Source organism: Luteimonas rhizosphaerae (genome assembly GCF_002849595.1).
Classification (GTDB): Bacteria; Pseudomonadota; Gammaproteobacteria; order Xanthomonadales; family Xanthomonadaceae; genus Luteimonas; species Luteimonas cellulosilyticus.
Genome location: NZ_NRQR01000024.1, coordinates 20165 through 42406, shown reverse-complemented (window position 1 = coordinate 42406; position 22242 = coordinate 20165). Strand labels below are relative to the sequence as shown.

General features: G+C 71.4%; 22 protein-coding genes and 1 pseudogene. 15 read left to right on the top strand and 8 right to left on the bottom strand.

Annotation, left to right across the window (positions count from 1 at the left end; all coding sequences use genetic code 11):
* Window positions 1–250: 250 nt before the first annotated feature.
* Complete coding sequence (locus CJ022_RS11950) at window positions 251–1156, bottom strand: LysR family transcriptional regulator (protein WP_101926873.1); 906 nt, start codon at window positions 1154–1156, stop codon at window positions 251–253.
* Between the two features lie 100 nt (window positions 1157–1256).
* Here CJ022_RS11950 and CJ022_RS11945 point away from each other — a divergent pair, with 100 nt between their 5' ends.
* The 11 genes from CJ022_RS11945 to CJ022_RS11895 all read left to right on the top strand — a co-directional run bounded on the left by CJ022_RS11945 (window position 1257) and on the right by CJ022_RS11895 (window position 10992).
* Window positions 1257–1871, top strand: coding sequence for an FMN-dependent NADH-azoreductase (locus tag CJ022_RS11945; protein ID WP_101926937.1), 615 nt, complete (start codon window positions 1257–1259; stop codon window positions 1869–1871).
* Window positions 1872–2036: 165 nt separating this feature from the next.
* The gene (locus CJ022_RS11940; RefSeq protein WP_101926872.1) at window positions 2037–2837 is read left to right on the top strand and encodes a MipA/OmpV family protein; all 801 of its coding nucleotides are present in this window, start codon (window positions 2037–2039) and stop codon (window positions 2835–2837) included.
* Between the two features lie 12 nt (window positions 2838–2849).
* Window positions 2850–3536: a response regulator transcription factor gene (locus CJ022_RS11935; protein WP_101926871.1), complete on the top strand. Its 687-nt coding sequence runs from the start codon at window positions 2850–2852 to the stop codon at window positions 3534–3536.
* The gene (locus CJ022_RS11930; RefSeq protein WP_101926870.1) at window positions 3523–4881 is read left to right on the top strand and encodes a sensor histidine kinase; all 1359 of its coding nucleotides are present in this window, start codon (window positions 3523–3525) and stop codon (window positions 4879–4881) included. Before CJ022_RS11935 ends, CJ022_RS11930 begins: the two co-directional genes overlap by 14 nt.
* Complete coding sequence (locus CJ022_RS11925; protein WP_101926869.1) at window positions 4878–5147, top strand: antitoxin Xre/MbcA/ParS toxin-binding domain-containing protein; 270 nt, start codon at window positions 4878–4880, stop codon at window positions 5145–5147. Before CJ022_RS11930 ends, CJ022_RS11925 begins: the two co-directional genes overlap by 4 nt.
* A 393-nt stretch (window positions 5148–5540) precedes the next feature.
* Entirely contained in the window at window positions 5541–5945 is a 405-nt protein-coding gene (locus CJ022_RS11920; RefSeq protein WP_101926868.1) for a hypothetical protein, read from the top strand.
* 105 nt (window positions 5946–6050) lie between these two features.
* A complete protein-coding gene (locus CJ022_RS11915) occupies window positions 6051–6440 on the top strand; it encodes a GFA family protein (protein ID WP_101926936.1) in 390 nt (129 codons plus the stop codon).
* A 256-nt stretch (window positions 6441–6696) separates the two neighbouring features.
* Window positions 6697–8712 (top strand): SLC13 family permease, encoded by a 2016-nt coding sequence (locus tag CJ022_RS11910; protein ID WP_101926867.1) that lies wholly within the window; start codon window positions 6697–6699, stop codon window positions 8710–8712.
* A gap of 109 nt (window positions 8713–8821) precedes the next feature.
* Window positions 8822–9934, top strand: coding sequence for a catalase family peroxidase (locus CJ022_RS11905; protein WP_101926935.1), 1113 nt, complete (start codon window positions 8822–8824; stop codon window positions 9932–9934).
* Window positions 9931–10539, top strand: coding sequence for a cytochrome b (locus CJ022_RS11900; protein WP_101926866.1), 609 nt, complete (start codon window positions 9931–9933; stop codon window positions 10537–10539). The genes CJ022_RS11905 and CJ022_RS11900 overlap by 4 nt, the downstream gene beginning before the upstream one ends.
* 33 nt (window positions 10540–10572) lie before the next feature.
* The gene (locus CJ022_RS11895; protein ID WP_101926865.1) at window positions 10573–10992 is read left to right on the top strand and encodes a DUF1801 domain-containing protein; all 420 of its coding nucleotides are present in this window, start codon (window positions 10573–10575) and stop codon (window positions 10990–10992) included.
* Between the two features lie 111 nt (window positions 10993–11103).
* Here CJ022_RS11895 and CJ022_RS11890 read toward each other — a convergent pair whose 3' ends face one another.
* From CJ022_RS11890 to CJ022_RS11880, 3 genes are all read right to left on the bottom strand, one after another.
* Complete coding sequence (locus CJ022_RS11890; protein WP_101926864.1) at window positions 11104–11613, bottom strand: nuclear transport factor 2 family protein; 510 nt, start codon at window positions 11611–11613, stop codon at window positions 11104–11106.
* A gap of 125 nt (window positions 11614–11738) precedes the next feature.
* Window positions 11739–12104: an Atu4866 domain-containing protein gene (locus tag CJ022_RS11885; protein ID WP_425490857.1), complete on the bottom strand. Its 366-nt coding sequence runs from the start codon at window positions 12102–12104 to the stop codon at window positions 11739–11741.
* 53 nt (window positions 12105–12157) lie between these two features.
* Window positions 12158–12895, bottom strand: coding sequence for an SDR family oxidoreductase (locus CJ022_RS11880; RefSeq protein WP_101926863.1), 738 nt, complete (start codon window positions 12893–12895; stop codon window positions 12158–12160).
* 158 nt (window positions 12896–13053) lie between these two features.
* On the opposite strand from CJ022_RS11880, the gene CJ022_RS11875 reads away from it, so the two are divergent.
* On the top strand, window positions 13054–13947 hold the full coding sequence (locus CJ022_RS11875; RefSeq protein WP_101926862.1) for an AraC family transcriptional regulator: 894 nt from the start codon (window positions 13054–13056) through the stop codon (window positions 13945–13947).
* 240 nt (window positions 13948–14187) lie between these two features.
* Window positions 14188–16049 (top strand): annotated as a pseudogene (gene htpG / locus CJ022_RS11870) (molecular chaperone HtpG).
* Window positions 16050–16336: 287 nt separating this feature from the next.
* On the opposite strand, the gene CJ022_RS11865 reads toward htpG, so the two are convergent.
* Window positions 16337–16765, bottom strand: coding sequence for a DoxX family protein (locus CJ022_RS11865; protein WP_199171536.1), 429 nt, complete (start codon window positions 16763–16765; stop codon window positions 16337–16339).
* A gap of 153 nt (window positions 16766–16918) precedes the next feature.
* Between CJ022_RS11865 and CJ022_RS16800 the strand changes: the two genes are divergently transcribed.
* Together CJ022_RS16800 and CJ022_RS11855 are read left to right on the top strand one after the other, a co-directional pair.
* Complete coding sequence (locus CJ022_RS16800; RefSeq protein WP_143703951.1) at window positions 16919–17629, top strand: hypothetical protein; 711 nt, start codon at window positions 16919–16921, stop codon at window positions 17627–17629.
* Window positions 17630–17661: 32 nt separating this feature from the next.
* Window positions 17662–19038: a phospholipase effector Tle1 domain-containing protein gene (locus CJ022_RS11855; RefSeq protein WP_101926860.1), complete on the top strand. Its 1377-nt coding sequence runs from the start codon at window positions 17662–17664 to the stop codon at window positions 19036–19038.
* A gap of 227 nt (window positions 19039–19265) precedes the next feature.
* Here the strand turns inward: CJ022_RS11855 and CJ022_RS11850 are convergent, their stop codons facing one another.
* From CJ022_RS11850 to CJ022_RS11840, 3 genes are all read right to left on the bottom strand, one after another.
* Window positions 19266–20555: an efflux transporter outer membrane subunit gene (locus tag CJ022_RS11850; RefSeq protein ID WP_199171535.1), complete on the bottom strand. Its 1290-nt coding sequence runs from the start codon at window positions 20553–20555 to the stop codon at window positions 19266–19268.
* Window positions 20556–20687: 132 nt separating this feature from the next.
* Window positions 20688–21440: an SDR family oxidoreductase gene (locus CJ022_RS11845; protein WP_101926858.1), complete on the bottom strand. Its 753-nt coding sequence runs from the start codon at window positions 21438–21440 to the stop codon at window positions 20688–20690.
* A 55-nt stretch (window positions 21441–21495) separates the two neighbouring features.
* A complete protein-coding gene (locus CJ022_RS11840) occupies window positions 21496–22230 on the bottom strand; it encodes an SDR family oxidoreductase (protein WP_101926857.1) in 735 nt (244 codons plus the stop codon).
* Window positions 22231–22242: the final 12 nt, after the last annotated feature.

Genomic DNA, 22242 nt, shown 5'->3' with positions numbered 1-22242 from the left:
CGCGCGTGGTGGGCGTGCGCACGCCCGACTCTAGTGGGACGGGCCGGGCAGGTCGACGGGCTCGTCGCGCTTTCGAGATACGAACGGCGCTGCGCAGCGCGCCCGTCCGACGCGCGCAGCCTCGCCGGCCGCGACGTTCCGCGGACGGGCCGGATCCGGTGGACGCCTGCCCGCTCCGGATGGTGTCGCGCCGGCGGCGGTCCGGTGCCGCCATCCGCGACCTCGCGATCGTGACCTGGCAGCGCGCCGCTTACCGGTCCGGCGCGAAGCGCGCCCGGAGATCCTCCAGCAGCCAGCGTCCCGCCCGTCCCGGCGGCCGGGTCTGCAGGTGGGCAGCGTAGATCGTCAGGGCACCCGGGGCGGGGGCCGGGTCGTCGTGGATCGCCAGCCGCACGAGCCGGCCCTGGGCGATCAGGGGTGCCACCAGAAGGGCCGGCATCCGGCACCAGCCGAGGCCTGCCAGCAGGAAGTCGAGACGTCGCCCGAGCTCCACGAAGCGCCAGGTCCGCGTGCTCAGCACGCCGTAACTCGGGCCGTCCGGCGTCGACGGGTCGGACAGGATCAGCTGGACGTGGGCATCGAGATCGGTGCGGTCCACGGCGCGCCCGAGCGCCGCGAGCGGATGGTCGTGCGCGACCACCGGCACCAGTTCCACCGCCACCAGCGGCAACGCCGCCAGGTCCTGCGGCACCGTGGGGAGCAGCGTGCACAACGCGATGGCGGCGTCGCCTCGGCGCAGCCGGCGCTCCGCACCGCCGAGGCCTTCGGTCGAGAAGCTGACCGGCAGCGACGGGAACGCCACGCGCAGCGCGCGCAGGCTGTCGATGAACGCCTCCGTCGGGACCAGCGGATCGACCGCGATGGCGAGTTCCGGTTCGACGCCGGCGCGCGTGCCCGCGGCGAGCGCCTCGAAGCGCGCGGCACTGGCCAGCACGGTGCGCGCTTCGGCGACGAGCGCACGCCCCACGTCGGTGAGGCGCGGCCGGTGCGTGCTGCGGTCGAACAGGCTCACGCCCTGCACGTGCTCCAGCGTCGCGATCGACTGGCTGATCGCCGACTGCACTCGTCCCAGCGCCCGCCCCGCAGCGGAGAAGCTGCCGGTGTCCGCGATCGTGACCAGGATGCGCAGCTGGTCCAGGGTGAAGTTGCCGATCATCCATCACCTCGACCGATCGAATTGATCGGAATTTTATCGCTTCCGCAGGGGGACTACGGCGGCCAGCATGGGCGCCGCTCCCATCAACGAAGGCACCCCCATGTCCAGACTCCTCGTCGTCGAGACCAGCCCGCGCGGCGATCGTTCGATTTCCCGCCACCTCACCCGCCGCTTCGTGGACCGCTGGCGCCAGGCGCATCCGCAGGGCGAGATCGTCCACCGCGATCTCGCGGCCACCCCGCTGCCGTTCGTCGATGCGCCGTGGCTCACGGCGTACTTCACCCCGCCCGGCCAGTGGACGCCGGACATGCGCGCGCGGATGCAGGGCTCGGACACGCTGGTCGCCGAAGTGCTCGCCGCCGACCACATCGTCATCGCGACGCCCGTCTACAACTACAACGTGCCGGCCTCGCTGAAGGCCTGGATCGACCACATCGTCCGCAAGGGGCTGACGCTCGGCATGGACGGCCGCGGGCTCGTGACCGGGACCCGGGCGACGGTGCTGGTCGCCTCCGGCGGGGTCTATACCCGGGACTCGCCGATCCGCGACCGCGACATCGCCGTCCAGTACCTGCGCCTGGTCCTCGGCGTGATCGGCATCGACGACGTCACGGTCGTCGCGGCCGGCGGCGCCAAGGCGGTGGACCTCGGCGAGGTGGGCATGGACGACTTCGTCGGCCGCTTCCACGGCGCCATCGCCGCGGCGGCCGCCTGACCGGCGGGTACCGCGCGTCGGTGCCGCGTCGCGGCCACGACCTGCAGCGCCGTTGCGCCGGCGACTGCGCCCCCGGCCCTGCTCCGGACATGACCGCCAATGCGTAAGTCCGGTGTAAGTCGCGGTCACGACCATGGTCGGCACCCCCCCGACCGGCGTTCCCCCATGTCCCGTGCCGCACTTGCCCTGCTGTTCCTTCTCCCCGTCACCGTGGCGGCCCAGACGCCCGTGGGCGCGGAACCCGCCCTCAGCCAGACACCGCAACCCGATCGCTGGACCCTGGGGCTCGGCGCGTCGGTCGTCGACAGCCCTTACGCGGGCGAGGGCGTGCGGACGCGGCCCTTGCCCTATGTGACGTACGAAGGCGACCGGCTGTTCTGGCGCGCCGACACGGTGGGCGTCCACCTGCTGGCGACCGATGGTTTCGTGCTCGATGCCATCGTGTCCGGCCGCTTCGACGGCGTGGACCGGGACGACCTGGGCCGCGCGGCCCTGGCTGGCAATGGCGTGGATCTCGATCGACTGGTCGACCGCGACGACGCGGCGGACGCAGGCCTCGCCGCGCAGTGGCGCCTCGGACGCAACGCACTGGCCGTGCGCGGCGTCGCCGACGTCACCGGCACGAGCGACGGATACGAACTGGCCCTGGACTACACGTATCGCCTGAGCCTGGGCAGGACCACGGTCATTCCCGGCATCGGCGTGAAGTGGCTCTCCGAGGACGTGGCCGATTACTACTACGGCGTGCGGGCATCCGAAACCTTCAACGGCGCGGCGTACGCGCCCGGCGCCGCCGTCGTGCCCGCGGCCAGCGTGACGTTCCAGCGTCCGCTCGGCGGCAAGTGGCAGGTGATCGGCCGCCTGCAGTACCAGCACCTGCCCGACGAACTCGCCGACAGCCCGCTGCTGGAACGCGATACTGACGGCGTGGCGCAGGCCTTCATCGCTGTGGCACGTGGTTTCTGACCGGACCCTGCGATGAACCGAGTCGCCATCGTCGAGGACCACGACCGCATCGCCGGCCTGATCGCGCGCGGCCTGCTGGCCGCGGGTATCCCCTCCGATGTGTTCGGCACCGCCGAATCCGCGTGGCGACCGCTCAACGAACGCGAGTACGGCGCATTGCTCGTCGATCGCGGCCTGCCCGGCGGCGACGGCCTCGATCTCGTACGGCGCCTGCGCGCGGCGGGCCGGGCCACGCCGTGCCTGGTGCTCACCGCGCGGGACGCGTTGCGCGACCGCGTCGACGGCCTGGAAGCGGGGGCCGACGACTATCTTCCCAAGCCGTTCGCGATGGAAGAACTGGTGGCGCGCGTGCGGGCGCTGTTGCGCCGGGCGCCGTCGCTGCAGCCCAACGAGGTGCGCTACGGCGACCTGCGCGTGCTGCCCCAGGCCGGCTGCCTGTGCTGCGGAGACGAGGTGGTGACCCTGTCGCCCACCGAGCTGCAGATCGTGGTGTGCCTGTTGCAGGCGGAAGGACGCACGGTGCGGCGCAGCAGCCTCGAACAGGCCGCCTGGGGCCTCACCGACGCGGTGACGCCGAATGCGCTCGACGTCGCCGTGCATCGGCTGCGGCGCAAGCTCGCTGCCATCGGATCCGCGCTGGCCCTGGTGAACAGCCGCGGCCACGGATTCTCACTGGGCGTCGGCGATGTGGCCCCCTAGCCTGGTCGGCCGGCTGCTGCTGTCGGCGCTGGTCGGCATGCTCGCCGCGGGCGCGGTGGCGATCGCGATCTTTGCCGCGCTGGCGCACCTGCGCGGCACCGACTACGAGGTGCGCCAGGAAAACCACGACGACCTGTCGGTCATCGAGCAGCAGATCCTCGCCGGCCGGTTCGACAGCGAGACACTCGGCGGCACCTGGTTCGCGGGCGACTACGATGCGCTGCGCCGCGATATCGCCTATCGCGTGACCGATGCGACGGGCCGCGTGGTCGTGCACAGCCCGCGCGGCCCCGCGCTCGCCGCACTCGAGCGCATGCCGCCCGGTCGCGATCGCGTGGAGGTCCGCGGCGACGGCCCGCCGGTGGCCCTGCAGGTGGCCGAACGCCACGTGGCCGGCCGCGACATGGACTACCGCATCCAGGTCGCGCGCAGCCAGCGCATGGAGCAGCGCCTCGCCGAACATGCCCACGGCCTCTACCGCGAATCGGCGATCGTCGCGGCGCTGGGCGCCCTGACCGTGTTCGCCATCGTCATCTACCTGACCATCCGGCGCGCCGTCGGCCCGCTGCAGCAGGCGTCGGAACTGGCCGCGCAGATCAACCCGCGCACGGTCTCGGCGCGGTTGCGCACCGACGGCATGCCGTCGGAGATGCGCCCCCTCATCGAGGCGTTGAACCTCGCGCTGCAACGGCTCGAACACGGCCTGCGCGTCCAGCAGGATTTCCTGGCGACGGCCGCGCACGAACTGAAGACGCCGCTCACGCTGCTGCGTGCGGAGATCGAGCTCGGCGAGGGCATGGACCGCGATGCGATGCTGCACGACACCCAGCTGATGGCGCGGCAGGTGAACCAGCTGCTGCACCTGGCCGAGGTCAGCGAGGATCGCAACTACCGCTTCGCGCGCGTGTCGTTGTGGGCGCTCGCGCAGGAAGCGGGCGGCTACATGGCGCGCGTGGCCGAGCAGCACGGCGTGCGGCTGCAGGTCGAACGGCAGGAACCCGACGCCTGGGTGGACGCGGATGGCGGCGCGGTCTTCGTGCTGCTGAAGAACCTGCTCGAGAACGCGATCAGCCACACCCCGACGGGCAACCGCGTGACCCTCGAGGTCGCGCCTCGCGGCTTCGTCGTGGCCGACGAGGGCACGGGCGTCGCACCCGGCGACCGCGCGCATCTGTTCGAGCGGTTCTGGCGTGCGTCCACCGCGACGAACGGCGCGGGGCTCGGTCTGGCCATCGTCAGCGAGATCTGCCTCGCGCACCAGTGGACGATCACGGTGGAGGTCGCCGACGGCGGTGGTGCCCGCTTCGTGGTCGCGATTCCGCGGCACCAGGTGCACGCGGCGTGAGCGGCCACGACGTCGAGCGCTGCGTGCTGTCGGCCGCCGCGATGGTCACCGACGCCTCCGAAGCGCGGCGCTGGTACCACGACGACCCCATCGCCGCGCTCGATGGCAGCACGGCCGCGGACCTCGTCCGCGACGGACACGGCGCGCGCGTGCTGGAGTTCCTGATGACGGTGCTTCGCCACGAGACCGCCGCGGTCTCGCGCGTGACGGGCGCGGCCTCGCCGCATCCTGCAGCGCGCCCGCAAGCCTTTGCCCTGCCGCGATGACACCCCGGGGCGCTCGTCCGTCCTGTCGTGCTGGCGCTTGCGCTGGGCCGGGCGACGCAGGGCACCGCCACCTGCAGCTGAGCACGCCGCCGTTTCACGTCGTCGACATGCCGCGCACGGCGTTGAACGTCGCTGTCGGCGTGCTGTCCGGCATCACCCTGTGGCGCGACGGTCGCCGTCGCCGTGCCTCATCCGATGCGCGTCGCCGCGGCGGCGGCACGACCGCGACGCGATCCTCGGACCGATGTCGTCCGCCACGGGCACACAATCCAGCGCGTCGACCGCGCATCGCAACGCCGGAGCCGGGCGCCGCTTCCGGATCGCCCGGGCCGTGGTCGCCTGCTAGCATCGCCCCGCCGTCGCCATTCCGGCGACGTTGGGGAGGGGACTGGAATGCAGGCATGGACAATCGGCGCCGCACTGGCGCTGGCACTGGGGGCGGCCGGGACGACGGCGGCGAACGAGGGACAGACGCGGGAAGTGCAGTCGCAGGACGGCTCGTTCACCGGCGAGATCGTCGGCACGCCGGCCGAGGGCAGCAAATTCGCGCAGCTGCAGATCGGCATGAGCATGCAGGACGTGCAGGAGCTGATGGACAGCGCGCCGGACCGGTCCCACACATACGAATCAGGCAAGCGCTGGATCCCGTTCTACTTCGGCAACGACGCAACGCGGATGCAGGTGCTGTTCCGCGACGAGGGTTGCCTGATCTTCACCGGTGGCAATGTCTGGGGCGGTGCCGGCGGCGAGCTGATCCAGATCGAGGTCGATCCGTCGGGCGCGTGCTACCAGCCCTGATGGCGTGACCGGACTGCCGTCGCACCGCGGCGGCAGTCCTCAACTCCAGGCGATGCCGCGCGGCCGTGATCGCGTGCGTGTCGCGACGTGTCCGAGGTGCCCGCGATGCTCGAAGGACGCTGCCTGTGCGGTCTGGTGTCGTTCCGGTCGACCGCCGATGCGGGTCCGGTCGAGGTCTGCCACTGCGTGCAATGCCGCAAGTGGACCGGTCATGTGTTCGACAATATCGAGGTGCCACGCACGGCGCTGACGGTGACGGGTGCGGCGCATGTGCGCTGGTACGCGTCGTCGGCAAAGGCGCGGCGCGGCTTCTGCGGCACCTGCGGGTCGACGCTGTTCTTCGATCCTCTGGACACCACCAAACATGCCTGGATCGCGATCGCGATGGGCGCGCTCGACACGTCGACCGGCTGCAGGATCGCATTGCACATCTACACCGCCGAAAAAGGCGACTACTACGACATTCCCGACGGCGAGGCCATCGGTCCGCGGTGAGTCGCGGCGCGGGTGCGATGCCTGCGTCGCGACGCGCGGCGGGTGCCGGCCCTGCGCACGGTCTCATGCGATGGCGCCGAAACACCCGACTTCGCGCAGCGCCGAACGGTTCCGCGCTGACGAGCGCGCCGACATGGCGTCCGCGCCTCGCATGCGCCGGCGTCGACATCCCCCGCGGCGCGCATCCGACGCCCGCCACCTGCCACGGACGCGCGCGTGCTCTAGGCTGTCCCCCGTTTCTCCCGCACGGCGTCCCATGCAGACCGACCAGATCCTGATCCTCGCCATCCTCGCCGCGACCGTCGGCATGTTCCTGTGGGGACGCTGGCGCCACGACATGGTGGCCGGCGCGGCGCTGCTGCTGTGCGTGCTGGTGGGCCTGGTGCCGGCGAGCGGCGCGTTCGCGGGCTTCGGCCATCCGGCGGTGATCACCGTCGCCTGCGTGCTGGTGCTCAGCCGTGGCCTGCAGACGTCCGGCGCGGTCGATGCGCTGACCCGCGTGGTGCTGCCGGCGAAGGCGGGACCGATGCTGGCGATCGCGGCCCTGACCGGTCTCGCCGCGGTGCTGTCGGCCTTCATGAACAACGTCGGCGCGCTCGCGCTGCTGATGCCGGTGGCGATCCAGATCGCGCGCAAGCAGGAACTCGCGCCGGGCCAGGTGCTGATGCCGCTGGCCTTCGGGTCGATCCTCGGCGGCATGACCACGCTGATCGGCACGCCGCCGAACCTGATCGTGTCCGGCTTCCGGCAGCAGACCGACGCCGGTGCGTTCACGATGTTCGATTACGCGCCGGTCGGTGTCGCCGTCGCGGTCGCGGGCGTGCTGCTGATCGTGCTCGGCGGCTGGAAGCTGGTGCCGGCGCGCAAGAACGCGGGCGCGGAGAGTTTCGACACCGGCGCCTACCTCACCGAGGCGCGCGTGCCCGAGGGCGCGAAGGCCGTCGGCAAGACCGTGCGCGAGATCGAGGCGATCCTCGACGAACACGACGCCCAGGTCGTCGGCATGGTCCAGGCCGAGTTCCGCGTGCACGCCCCCGACCTCGCGCGCGTGGTGCGGGCCGGCGACATCCTGGTCCTGGAAGCGGAAGCCGACGCGCTGGCGGGCGCCCTGTCGAGCCTCGGCCTCGCGCTCGAGGAAGCGGTCAGCGACGACGACGACGAAGACGGGAGCGAGGTCGGCGATGCGCGTGACGATGCGGCCGCGCAGACCGCGGCGCCGGATGCGGCCCAGGCGACAGACGCGCCCCGCGACGCCAACGCACGCGCCGACGCCTCGGCGCCCCGCGAGCCTGCGCGCCAGACAGCGCGCACGCAGGCCGGGACCGGCCCCGATGCGGAGCCGTCGCAGGACAAAGAGCACGACGCGGACGCCGCCGACGAAGACGCCACCGACGAGGACGCGCGCACCCCGCGTAGCGACATCGTGCTGCAGGAAATCGCCGTGCTGCCGGGCTCCGGTCTCGCCGGCCGCTCGGCGACCGACCTGGCGCTGCGCACCCAGCACAGCATCAACCTGCTGGCGATCGCGCGCGAAGGCCAGCGCTCGACGACGCGGCTGCGTTCTCGAATGTTCCGTGCCGGCGACCTGCTGCTGCTGCAGGGCACGCAGGCGTCGATCGCCGCGTTCGCCACGCAGTTCGGCGGCGTGCCGCTGGCCGAGCGTGAACTGCGCATGCCCGACCGCCGCAAGGCCATCACCGCCGCGGCGATCCTCGCGCTGTCGGTCGCGGCCGCCGCGTTCGGCCTGGTGCCCGCCGCGATCGCGTTCGCACTCGGCGTGCTCGCGTCGATGGTGTTGCGCACGGTGCCGCCGCGCGAGGTCTACACCGCGATCGACTGGCCGGTCGTGGTGCTGCTGGCCGCCTTGATGCCGGTCGCGAGCGCGATGGAGGCGACCGGCACCGCGGACCTGATCGCGCGTTTCCTGTTCGACACCGTCGCCCAGGGCCATCCGGTCATCGGCCTGGCGCTGGTGCTGGTGGTGACGATGACGCTGTCGGACCTGATGAACAACGCGGCGACCGCGGCGGTGATGTGCCCGATCGCGGTCGGTGCGGCGACCACGCTGGGCGTCAGCGCGGATCCGTTCCTGATGGCCGTAGCGGTCGGCGCGTCGTGCGCGTTCCTGACCCCGATCGGGCACCAGAACAACACCCTGATCCTCGGCCCGGGCGGCTTCCGCTTCGGCGATTACTGGCGTCTGGGCCTGCCGGTGCAGCTCGTGGTGATCGCGGTCGCCATGCCGATGCTGCTGCTGGTGTGGCCGCTGTAGACCACTCGGGACGCGGCAACGGGGCGCGCGCGTCCGGGGCCGCGGCAGGCGGGCCGATTCGCCGCGCGACAGGCGTATGCTCGGCCGCAGCCACCTCCGGGACGCCACGATGCCCTCCGTCGATCCGCCGCCGCGCACGCCGGCCGCCCGCCCCGTCGGGGCCTATCTCGCCATCGCCGCGATCGTCGCCACGCTGGCGCTGCTCTTCGCCTGGACTGCGGGCTGGCTGACGCCGCAACGGCTGACGCCGGCGCGCATGACCGACGCGATCGAAGGCACGTCGCCACAGCCGTATCCGGGGTTCCGCCGCGCGCACGCCAAGGGCGTCTGCGTGGCCGGCCACTTCGAAGGCAGCGAGGCCGCCGCGGCCCTGTCGAAGGCGCGCGTGCTGGCGCCGGGACGCACGCCGCTGCTGGGCCGCATGTCGATCGGTGGCGGGTCGCCCTACGGCCTCGACGCGCAGGCGCGCGTGCGCAGCATGGCGCTGGTGCTGCGCGGTGACGACGGCCAGGAATGGCGCATGGCGATGAACAGTTTCCCGTTCTTCGGCGTCGCCTCGATCGAGGCCTTCCACGCGCAGACGCTCGCGTCCGCGCCGGACCCCGCGACCGGCAAGCCGGACCCCGCGCGCATGGCCGCCTTCGCCCAGGCCCATCCGGAAAGTGCGAAGTTCGCCGCGTGGGCCAAGTCCGCGCCGTGGTCGGACAGCTTCGCCAACACGCAGTACAACGGCATCCACGCGTTCCGCTTCGACGATGCCGGCGGCGGCAGTCGCCTGGTGCGCTGGTCGATGCGCCCGCAGGCGCCGTTCGTCGAACTGCCCGCCGCGCAGCGCGAGGCCGCCGGCGACGATTACCTGCAGCGCGAACTGCAGACGCGCCTTGCGAACGGACCGCTGCGCTGGGACATGGTGGCCACGATCGCCGGACCGGGCGACGACAGCGCCGATCCGTCGACCGCCTGGCCCGACGACCGCGAACAGGTCGTGATCGGCACCGTCGTCATCGAACGCGCCGAGCCGCAGGCCACGGGTCCCTGCCGCGATCTGAATTTCGATCCCACCGTGCTGCCGCCCGGCGTGGCGGTGTCGGACGATCCGATCCTCGCCGCACGCGCGGCGGTCTACGCATCGTCGTTCGACCGGCGCGAGCGCGAGATCGCGACCGGCGCTGGCGAGGCGGCGACGACCGGCGAGACACCCGTGACGGAGGGCGCGCCATGAGCGCGCCACGCCATTTCAACGGACTCGCCCGGCTGCTGCACTGGAGCATGTCGGTGATGGTGCTGACGATGCTGTTCGTCGGCGTGGGCATGGTCGCGTCGATGACGCTGCGGCCGGTGCTGCTGGACCTGCACCGTCCGCTCGGCATTGCGATCCTGCTGCTGGCGGTCGTGCGCCTTGTCAACCGGTGCCTGCATCGGCCGCCGCCGCTGCCGGCCGACCTGCCGCGCTGGCAGGTGGCCGCCGCGCACGCCTCGCACTGGGCGCTGTACGCGTTGCTGTTCGCGATGCCGCTGATCGGCTGGGCGATGGTGTCGGCGGCCGGCAATCCGGTCGTGCTGTGGTCCGGTGTCGCGCTACCGCCGATCGCGCCGCACGACCCGACCGTCTACACCGTGCTGCGCACCGCACACGGCTGGCTGGCGCTGGTGCTGTTCGCGACCGTGCTCGCGCATCTGGCGGCGGCTCTGTTCCATGCCTGGGTGCGGCGCGACGGCGTGTTCGAGGCGATGGCGCGCGGCGCATCGCGCGCAGCGCCCATCGATGGGCCGCAGGCACCGGATGCGGTTACGCCCGTCACCCATCCCGACACGCGCGGCACCTGAGTCGCGCGGCGTCGTTCCCCGTCGCGCGTTGTCATGGCGAACGCCGCACACTCGCGACACCGCACGCCGGCCGACACCGCGGCCGCCGTCGACGCGCTGCTCGCCACGCTCGTCCATCCGCATCTCGATGCGGTGCAACGCCTGCGTGCCGTCGTGACGGGTGCCGATCCGGCGGTCGCCGAAGGCGTGAAGTGGAACGCGCCGAGCTGGCGCACGACCGAGTACTTCGCGACGACGCACCTGCGTGCGCCCTCGGGCATCGGACTGATCCTGCATCTCGGTGCGAAGGCGCGTGCACTGCCTGAAGGTGGACTCGTCATTCCCGATCCGGCACGCCTGCTGACCTGGCTCGCCGCGGACCGCGCGCGGGTGGCATTCGCGGACCGTGCCGATGTCGATGCGCGCGCGGATGCGCTGCAGGCACTGCTGCGGCAGTGGATCGCCTACGTCTGATGTCGTCGTGCGCGGTATCCGCGCTGCAGGGACGACCGGTCGATGCGAGCGTTCGCGCGGGTGACCCATGCACCGCCCCGTCGATCGTCCGCGGACTCCCGCGCGCGTCGACTAGCGCCGCGTCTGCGCGCGCTGCAGCACCGCGTCGTAGGCCGGCAGATCGAGGAAGGCGGTGACCTCGACCACCTGCGCGCCGCGCAGGGTGAAGATCCACAGGTAGCTGTTGCGGTAGGGCGTGCCGTCGCGCAGCGTCGTCGCGCCGTCCCAGTACACCAGCACCTCGTCGCCGTCGCTCCAGATGCGGCGCACCGTCGGCACCAGCGGCGACGCGAGTTCGGCGGCGAAGGGCGCGACGGCGTCGTCGAGAAACGCCTGGCGGCTGCGGTAGGTCTGCGCCGACGGACCGGAGCCCTTGATCATCCAGGTCACGTCGGGCGCGAGCAGGTCGAACACCTGGCCCTCGCCCCGCGCCCAGGCGGCGAACGCGTCGTGGACCAAGGCGTGGTTGCGGGTTTCGGTCGCGTCGCGCGTCTGGGCGACGGCGAGGACAGGCGCGGCGAGCAGCAACGCGAGGACGGTAGCAGTGGCGGTCCGCCAGGGACGTTCGGAGAGAACACGCATCGGACAACTCCATCGAGACGAAGGGAAGGAAACTGGTTCCAGGGCGAGACGCAGGAACCGGTGATCGGTATGCAGCGACCGCACGGCCGGCCGTCGATCGGACGAGACCGGCCGCGCGCGTGCCGTCAGGGCGAGCGGCGGAACAGCACCATGCCGCCGTGGTGCAGGGTGTTCTCGTCGACGAACACGCCGTCGGCGGTGAAGCCGGTATCGTCGACGTAATCGATCGCGTTGCCGTCGACGACGTAGCGGCCGCGATACGCGCTCTCGCGATGGCCGCGCGCTTCGTCGTAGCGCCCGTTCGGCAACAACGCGTGGCGGATCCTGCCGTCGGCGGTGACCCACATGCCCACATAGGGGTGCGAGGCCGTCTCGGGCGGGGCGGCCTGCGCCGCGGCCGGCGACGCCGGCGGCGTCTGCGCCGCACCGGTCCCGGCCTGCAGCAGCAGTGCCCCGGTCATCCCGAGCGCGCCGACCAGATGCGCCGACAGGCCCGCGCCCTGCGGCGCGGCGGGCGCGTCGGGGCGCGTGCGCGTCGCGCCGCTCACCACGCCACCGCCGTCGGCCGGATGATGATCTCGCTGGTGTCGACGTCCTCGGGCTGCTCGATCGCGAAACGGATCGCGCGCGCCACCGCGTCGGCGCCGATGACCGTGCGCCGGTAGGTCTGCATGCCGTCGCGCGCGGCCGGGTCGGTGATGCTGTCGGCGAGTTCGGATTCGGTGACGCCGGGCGAGATGATCGTCACCCGCACCCGGTCCTCTTCCTGGCGCAGGCCTTCGGAAATCGCCCGCACCGCGTACTTGGTCGCGCAGTAGACGGCCGCCGTGGGCGACACCGCGTGGCCGCCGGTCGAGGCGACGTTGATGACGTGACCGCTGCCGCGCGCCCGCATGCCGGGCAGCGCCGCGGCGATGCCGTACAGCACGCCCTTGATGTTGACGTCGACCATCCGGTCCCATTCGTCGACCTTGCCGGCCGACAGCGCCGACAGCGGCATGACGCCGGCGTTGTTGACGATGACGTCGACGCGGCCGAAGTCGGCGGTCGCGGCATCGACGAAGGCCTGCACGTCGTCGCGGCGGGTCACGTCGAGCGTGTGCGCCCGGGCGGTGCCGCCGGCCGCGGTGATCTCGGCGACCAGCGCATCGAGCCGGTCGCGGCGCCGCGCACCGAGCACGACCGTGGCGCCGGCCGCGGCGAGCAGGCGCGCGGCCGCGGCGCCGATGCCGCTGCTGGCGCCGGTGATGAGGACGATCCGGTCTGCGAGGGGGGAAGTCATGGGCGTCTCCTGGGGTGGCATGCCGACATCCGGCGTGGGGTCACGGTCCCACCGCGCGAAGCGCCGCCGGTAGCACAGGCGGCCGGGGTCCTTGCACGATCCTCCGGATCCGGCCGCCGGCCCTTGCGGCACCGGCGCCGGCGTGGGACAACGCGGCCATGGCCGATTCGTCCGAACTCGCGTCCCTGATCGACCGCCACACCCGTGGCGACGGGCTGCAGCCCAGCCGCCTGCCGCGGGTCACGCTGATACGATCCGCCGCGCCGACGACGCCGGTGCACGCGGTCTACGAGGCCTCGCTGTGCCTGGTGGCGCAGGGCCGCAAGCAGGTCGTGCTCGGCGATCGCGCCCTCGTCTACGAGCCGGCGACCTATCTGGTCTGCGCCGTCGAGCTGCCGGTCATCGGCACCGTGGTCACCGCGAGCGAGGCGGCGCCCTATCTGTCGATGCAGCTCGTATTCGATCCCGGACTGCTCGGCGAGCTGCTGCTGCAGATGGGGGGCCTGGCCGACGCGCCGGACGCGGGCCCCGGGCTGGTGCTGGGGCGGATGACACCGGGCCTGCTCGACGCCGCAACGCGCCTGCTGCGCCTGCTCGACACGCCCGAGGACATCGACGCGCTGGCGCCGCTGGCCGAGCGCGAGATCCTCTACCGGCTGCTGCGCGGCGACCAGGCCGCGACCCTGCGCCGCATCGCCAGCGGCGACAGCCGGCTGGCGCGGGTCGGCCATGCGATCGCCTGGCTGAAGACCCATTACGCGTCGCCCTGCAGCGTGCGCACGCTGGCCGACGCGGCGCGGATGAGCCCGTCGACCTTCCACCAGCATTTCCGCGACGTCACCACGATGTCGCCGCTGCAGTACCGCAACCAGCTGCGCCTGCAGGCCGCGCGCAGCCTCATGCTCGGCGAAGGCTGCGATGCCGCGACGGCGGGCTTCCGGGTCGGTTACGAAAGCCCCTCGCAGTTCAGCCGCGACTACGCGCGCTGCTTCGGCGCCCCGCCCGCCCGCGACGTCGGCCAGCTGCGCGGCGCGCAGGCCCCCGCATCCTGATCGCGACGCGATCCTGGTCGAAGCGTCTTCGCGCGCGCGGGTTGTTCGAGGGATTCCCAAAGCGCGAGACGCGACGGTCGCGGACACCCGGTGCGCCAGACGCCCCGCTCGCGCGCAAGCGCGCTCCTACCGGGAGGGACCACTTGCGGCCCGATACGGGCGCATGGCCGCCGCCTTGATTCCCGGCCGGCGACACCAATATCCCCGGCTCGCACCACATCCACACGGAAGCCGCACGCAATGACCGCACCCGCCGAAACCCGCAAGTTCGAAGCCGAAGTCGCCCAGGTCCTGCACCTGGTCACGCACTCGCTGTACTCGCACAAGGAGATCTTCCTGCGCGAGCTGATCTCCAATGCGTCCGATGCCTGCGACAAGCTGCGCTTCGAGGCGATCGCGAATCCGGACCTGCTGGCCGGCGACGGCGCGCTGCAGATCGACGTGTCGGCCGACAAGGACGCGCGCACCATCACCATCCGCGATTCCGGCATCGGCATGACCCGCGACGAGGTGGTCGCCAACATCGGCACGATCGCCAGCTCCGGCACGCGCCGCTTCCTCGAGGCGATGAGCGGCGAGCAGAAGGCCGACGCGCGCCTGATCGGCCAGTTCGGCGTCGGCTTCTATTCGGCCTTCGTCGTCGCCGAGCGCGTGACCGTGCTGACGCGCCGCGCCGATGCGCCGGCCGCCGAGGGCGTGAAGTGGGAAAGCGACGGTCGCGGCGAGTATTCGCTCGACACCGTCGAACTGCCCGAGCGCGGCACCACCGTCGTGCTGCACCTCAAGCCCGACGAGGACGAGTTCCTCGCCGACTGGACGCTGCGCTCGCTGATCGGCAAGTACTCCGACCACGTCGCGTTCCCGATCCGCATGCCCGCCGACACACCGGCGCCTGCCGACGACAGCGAAACCGACGCGCCTGCCGATGCCGCGCCGGCGTGGGAGACCGTCAACGATGCGTCCGCGTTGTGGACGCGGCCGAAGTCCGAGATCAGCGACGCGGAATACCAGTCGTTCTACAAGGCGCTGGGCCACGACTTCAACGACGCCGCGGCGTGGACACACAACCGCGTCGAAGGCAGCCAGAGCTTCACGACGCTGCTGTACCTGCCCGAGAAGCCGCCGTTCGACCTGATGATGGGCGGCCGCGACGAACGCAAGGGCCTGAAGCTCTACATCAAGCGCGTCTTCGTCATGGACGCGGCCGAGGAACTGCTGCCGAATTACCTGCGCTTCGTGCGCGGCGTCGTCGATGCCGACGACCTGCCGCTCAACGTCAGCCGCGAACTGCTGCAGCACAACCGCCAGCTCGACCGCATCAAGGGCGCCTGCGTGAAGCGCGTGCTCGACCTCATCGAAAAGCTGTCGCGCGACGAGCCGGCGAAGTTCGCCGCGTTCTACAAGGCGTTCGGCAACACGCTGAAGGAAGGCATCGGCGAGGATCCGTCGAACCGCGAACGCATCGCCAAGCTGCTGCGTTTCGCCTCGACGAAGGGCGAGGGCGCCGCGCAGACCGTGTCGCTCGACGATTACGTGGGCCGCATGGCCGTCGGCCAGGACACCGTCTGGTACATCACCGCAGACGGCTACAACGCCGCCGCCGGCAGCCCGCAGCTCGAGGCGTTCCGCGCCAAGGACATCGAAGTGCTGCTGATGTCGGACCGCATCGACGAGTGGATGCTCGGCAGCCTGCACGAGTACGCGGGCAAGTCGCTGAAGAACGTCGCGAAGGGCGAGCTGCCGCTCGACGAGGCCGACAAGGCGAAACAGGCGGAAGCCTCGAAGGATGCCGCGCCGCTGGTCGAGCGGATCAAGTCCCTGCTCGGCGACCGCGTCGGCGACGTGCGGGTCTCCGCGCGTCTGACCGGCATCTCGCGCGCCTGCTGCGCGAAGCGGGGCAGGACGTGCCCGAGAGCAAGCCGACGCTGGAGATCAATCCCGCGCACGCCCTGCTGCAGCGCGTGGCGGCCGAGACCGACGACGCCCGGGCGACCGATCTCGCGACGCTGCTGCTGGAACAGGCCGAGATCGCCGCCGGTGCGCCGTTGCCCGATCCGGCCGCCTTCGTGCAGCGCATGAACCGGCTGCTGGCCGCCGGCTGAGCCGTCGCGACAGGCGCGGACGTCCTCGCTCGCCTGCGGGCGGGCGAGGGTGTTCCAGACTGGCGTCGACGCGGCGCGTGCGATGGACGTGCGCGCTGCCGGGAACCGGACCCGGGCCACCTGCGTCGGGCGCCCGGCCATCTGCCCTGGTCGCGCGTGTCATGCCTGCCCGTCGAAGGACGTGGGGCTTTCCTGCCGCCGGCCTCGCGCTCGCGCAGGTGCGGCCGCGCCTGGCCACGTCGTGTGGTCGCCCACACCATCGCAACCGGCATACGCGCCCCTCGCAATCAGACGCGGGCTCGCGGCGGCGGCGTGCTCCAGACGATCAGCGCCAGCAGCGCGACCTGCACCGGTAACCGCAGCCACAACGCCCACAGCGGCACGTCGAACAGCTCCGGCCGCTGCAGCATGTGGACATGCGCCGGCGTCACCGCCAGCGTCAGCAGGCACAGGCCTACGCCGGCCGCGCGTCGCGTGCGATGCCACAGCAGGCCGGCGGCACCGAGCAGCTCGAACACGCCACTGACCAGCACCGCCTCGCGCGGCCATGGCATCCAGGGCGGCACGATCCGCATCTCGACCTCGGTCAGCACGAAATGCGCGAGGCCACCGACGAAGAACCACACGAACACGAACGCCAGCCCGGCGATGCGCGCCCGGCGCAAAGGCGCCAGGGCAAGACCGTCGCGCAGCGCGGCAGCCAGGGATCGGGACATGTGGCGGCCTCCAGCGCGGGATGCCGGGGAGTATGGCCGGGGTCAATGTCGCGAGGCCGCGAGCAGAACGCCGTGCGGTCGGCGCAAGACACGTCGCGAGCGCAATCGTCCCTCCGCCAGTGGACGCGGCGCGACAGCGAAGGGAAAACTCTGATGGACAGCCGGGCGCGAACTGTCATGCTCGGACACCTGCGACATGCCCGGAACATGGAGTTCGATGCGATGGTCCAGCGGACGGAAAACGGTCGACCTCGCGGCGCCGCGCGGCGGCTCGCACTCGCGACGGTTGCAGTCGCGCTCTCAGCCACAGGATGCCAGGGGATGGCGATGACACCGAACGAACCGACACCGGCGAATCCCACCGGCGCGCACAACACCGTGACCGATTGGCCCCTGCGTTTTCTGCGACACAATTTCGGCATCGCGACGTACGCGCTTGAAGAATGCTCGGTGTTCTACGCAGGGCGTCTTCATGAGCGGGGCGGTGCGCGAGGGGGCCCGAGACCCGCACGAGAAGACGTGCACCCCAATGCATTCGCCAGTACCGGCGCCGGTCACATCTCGATCAGGAACTTCCCCCCGCCCGCCGAAGTGAAATGGCGCAGCCGCGACGGGACGCCACTCCAGGCGGAAGTCGATATTGGCGAGATCTTCAAGGACGAGCTGATCGTTCACCAGACGCCGCGCGAGGATATCCGGGAAGGCGTTTCCATCGGAAACCCGGACATCGTGATGGAAGTGAACGACCGGACGATCAGTGTCTACATGCGAGCTTTCATTCCAACCAAGGAACTTCAGATTCCGGGCAACGTCTACAGCGGCCATCGCGACGACCTGGTGCTCGTCTGGAGCAGGACCTATTGATCGACTGAAAGTTGTCTGACAGGAGGTTGGACATGGGCGGCAATCGGAATCCAGATGGCGTGCGTGCCGAGGTCGCGACCGAGGCCCAACTTGCGAGTTATGCCGCTGCAGAGCAGCAGCTGGCTGCATTTTCGGCACCGGTGCTGCTGGATCTAGATCGCCCGGAACAGAGGTTGTTCATTGCCTCGTTCGATGGAACCGGAAACAGCAAGCAGGATCCCGGCAAGATGACCAATGTCGCGCTTCTCGATGACCAGTTGCGCGAAGTAGCAGCCCGTTACAGCGATCAGTTGGGCTACACGCCGATCGAAGCCGGTTACGTCGAAGGGCCCGGCACACAGGAGCGCTGGCTGAGCCGCACGCTCGACAAGGCGACAGGCGCAAGTTACCAAGCGCGGCTCGAAGACATGTACCTGCAGTTCGTGACCCGGGCCGATCGCTGGCTGAAGGAGGATCCTGCAGCGGACATCCGCATCTTGGTCACGGGCTTCAGCCGCGGCGGCGAGCAAGCGGCTGGGTTTACGCGAATGGTCGAAACGCGGGGGATCCAGAATCCTGAAGGCGCCAACGTCCGTCGCGATCAGGATGGCCAGATCATCGGGCAGGCCGTCTACCCGCAACCGCCGTTGCAGGCGCCTGGGCGCGTGATCCAGTCTGTCGTGCTCTTCGATCCGGTTGGCACGGGAAAGCCGCTCGAGCACGACCGGCGTCTCGCGGCGTCGGTGGTCTCCGGTTTTCAGATTACAGCGGCCGACGAGCGCCGCAACCCGTTTCCGAGCACGTCGATCATCGATCCCGGCGTGACGGCGGACGGCCGCTTCTTGAATGTCGTCGTTGCAGGAGCGCATAGCGACATCGGTGGTGGTTATCAGCGCGATGGTCTGGCCGTGCAGAGCGGCAATCTGGCGATTGATTACATTGCCGCTCAGATCTCGCCATCGCCATTGGAGAAGCGGTCGATCCCGCACGACCCGGAGGCCTACGTGGTCCATCGCTCCGAGCAGCACCTGGCGGGCCTGTATGGCACGTCGAAGTTCGAGCGCGCCGGCGAGCGCGAGCAGATCGATCTGCTCGCCCCGCCCATCCTGTGCCAGCTCGACTGCCGCGATGCGATGCCGCGCAACGAGGCCATGGCCGCGTCGCTGACCTGGCAACGGGTCGAGATCGGCCCCGTGCCCGGTAACCGCGCGAGTGCGAACGACGGGGTCTTCGTCGATCGACTGCTGGGCGCCGCGCGTGACGGCGATGGTGCGTCGGTCCTCGAGATCGCCCGGGAACGCCTGCAAGGCCCCGCCGGGCAGCGCTGGCTGGACTCCGGGCGGGCCGGCCTGGCGCCGCATGCCTTCGATCCGGCGCTGCGCACGCCGGACCCCGCGCAGGAGATGCCAGCCCCCCAGCTGGAGCGTTGACGCGCTTCAGGGCACAGCGCGGTCCCACGGTCTGCCGGAGCAGGCGGCAGACCGCCCGATCCGGGAAGGCACGCGAGCCACGATCTCCCGCGTTGGACGATGTCTGCCGCGGTCACGCCGCGGGCCATCGACCCGTCCTCGGATCCCTGCAGCCATCGACCGGTCACGCCGCCGACGCCGCGCGATCCGGTACGGGCCTGCGCGCGGCGGCACACGAGCGATCCGCGTCAGCGTTGCGACACCGCCGAGCCCAGTGCCTCGCGCTGTGGCAGGGTCTGCGGCCAGCCGCCGGCGAGCGCGCGGTAGACCGCGACGGCGCCGGTCGCGCTGCGGGTGCGGCCGTCGGCGAACGCGTCCTGCGCCTGCAGGCGGGTGCGTTCGGCGTCGAGCACGTCGAGCAGACCGGTCGCGCCGGCGTCGAAGCGCAGCCGCGCGAGCTCGGCGGCGCGCGCGCTGGCGATCGCCGCGTCTTCCAGCTGGCGGTCCTCCTCGCGCGCACGGTCGAAGCGGACCAGCGCGTTCTCGGCATCCTCCAGCGCCAGTAGCACGGTCTGCTGGTAGCGCGCGAGCTCGCCTTCGGCTTCGGCGTCGCGCGCGGCGATGCGGGCGCGGACGCGGCCGATGTCGAGGAACGACCAGTCGATGCCGAGCGCGACCAGGCGGGTTTCGCTGTCGCGCGAGAACAGGTCGCCGGTGTCGATCGCCTGGCTGCCGATCAGTCCGCCGAGGGTGAAACGCGGGAACAGGTCGGCGGTGGCGACGCCGACGCGCGCGGTCGCGGCGTGCAGCCGCTGCTCGGCCGCGGCGATGTCCGGGCGACGGCGCAGCAGCGTGCCCGGCGTCCCGGGATCGATCGTCGCCGGCACCGTCGGCAGTGCGCGCACCGGCGACAGCTCGGCGAGCAGCGCGTCCGGCGTGCGCCCGGTGAGCACGGCGAGGCGATGCATCGTCGCCGTGACCTCGGCCTGCAGCGCGGGAATGCGCGCAGACGTCGACGCCACCTGGGCACGCGCACGCGCGGTGTCGAACGCGCTGTCCTGGCCGGCGGCGGCGCGCGCCTCGACCAGGCGCAGGGTGTCGCGCTGGGTGCGGGCGTTGTCCTCGGCGACGCGCAGGCGTTCCTGCAGGCCGCGCAACTGCAGATAACCGGTCGCGACCTCGCCGACGATCGCGACCTGGGTCGCACGCAACGCATCCGCGGTCGCGGCGGCATCGGCGCGATCGGCCTCGATGCCGCGGCGCACGCGGCCGAACAGGTCGAGTTCCCAGCTGGCGTCGATGCCGGCGCTGTAGCCCTCGCCGTCGCGATCGGCGCGCGGCACGCCGGGCAGCTGGTCGGCGCTGGCGCGCGTGCTCGCGCCCTCGCCGCGTGCGGTCACGGTCGGCAGCACGTCGAGGCGCGACTGCCGCAGCAGCGCGCGCGCCTGGTCGTAGCGCGACAACGCGATGCGCAGGTCGTGGTTGGCGACCAGTGCGGTCTGCACCAGCGCGGTCAGCTGCGGATCGCCCGTCCGCACCGGCCTGCGACGTGGCGGCCGTCGATTCCGACGCGAACGTCGCCGGCACCGGCATCGCAGGCCGCACATGGTCGGGGCCGACCGCGCAGGCGGCGAGCAGGGCGCTCGCCAGCGCGGTGATCGCGAGACGGCTCACCATGGCAGCACCTCGTCGAGGTAGAAGTAGCCGCCGGTCGGGCCGTCGTCCGCGATCAGCGCCAGCTTCACGCTGGTGCGCGCGCCGTCGGCGATCTCGAGTTCGCCGTTCTGCGTGTCGCCGGCCTTGTTCATGTCGGTGCGGACGTAACCCGGGTGGATCGTGTTGACCTTGATGCCGTCGTCCCGGAGCGCATGCGCCAGGTGCACGGTCCATGCGTTCACCGCGGTCTTGGACACGTTGTAGGCGGGAATGCCCTTCATGTCGTAGATGGGCGATCCGGGCTGCTGATGCTGCGCCAGCGACCCCAGCAGGCTGGAGACGTTGACGATGCGGCCGGCCGCGGACTTGTGCAGCAGCGGCAACAGGGCCTGGGTGGTGGCGATCAGGCCGAACAGGTTGGTGTCGAAGGTCGTGCGCCAGGTGTCGATCGACTGGCCGGCGACGCCCGCCTGGGGATCCTCGATCTGGATGCCGGCGTTGTTGACCAGGATGTCGAGGCGACCGTGGCGCTGCTCGATGCTGCGTGCGGCCTCGGCGAGGCTGTCGGCATCGGTGACGTCGAGCGCGATCGCTTCGACCGGCAGGCCTTCGGCCTGCAGCTTCAACGCGGCGGCGACGGCGCGGTCGCGGTTGCGCCCGGCCAGCAGCGTGTGCACGCCGGCTTCGGCCAGCTGGCGCACGGTTTCCAGGCCGATGCCACGGGTGGCGCCGGTGACGAGGGCGATGCGGGAAGAAGACGTGTTCATGGGGAGGGGGTCCTGGTGGGGAAGTCGGAGAGGGGAGTTGTCGTCGCGCGCCGGGTCACCACGGCAGCACGTCGCCGAAGTGGAGGAAGCGGCCGGTCGGACCGTCGGCGCCGAGAAGTGCGAGCGCGACGCCGGTCTTCGCGCCCTCGGCAACGGGCAGGTCGCCGTTGGGATTGCCGTCGGTCTTCACCGCGCCGGGATGGATCGCATTGACCTGGATGCCGGTGTCCTGCAGCGCATGCGCCAGGTGCACGGTCCATGCATTCACGGCGCTCTTGGACACGTTGTACGACGGGATGGCCTTGATGGCGTAGGCCGGCGATGCGGGGTCCTGGTGCAGGGTCAACGACCCCAGCGCGCTGGACACGTTGACGATGCGACCGGCCTCGGATTTGCGCAGCAGCGGCAACAGCGCCTGGGTCGTGGCGATCAGGCCGAACACGTTGGTGTCGAAGGTCGAGCGCCAGGCCTCGAGCGACTGCCCGGCGACGCCGAGCTGCGGATCGTCGGCGAGGATGGCGGCGTTGTTGACCAGGATGTCGAGGCGACCGTGGCGCTGCTCGATGTCGCGCGCGGCGTCGGCGATGCTCGCGGCATCGGTGACGTCGAGCGTGATGGCCTCGACCGGCAGGCCGTCGGCCTGCAGCGTCGACGCGGCGGCGACGGCGCGGTCGCGATCGCGCCCGGCCAGCAGCGTGTGCACGCCGGCTTCGGCCAGCTGGCGCACGGTTTCCAGGCCGATGCCACGGGTGGCGCCGGTGACGAGGGCGACGCGGGGGGAGGTGGTCATGGGGAATTCCTG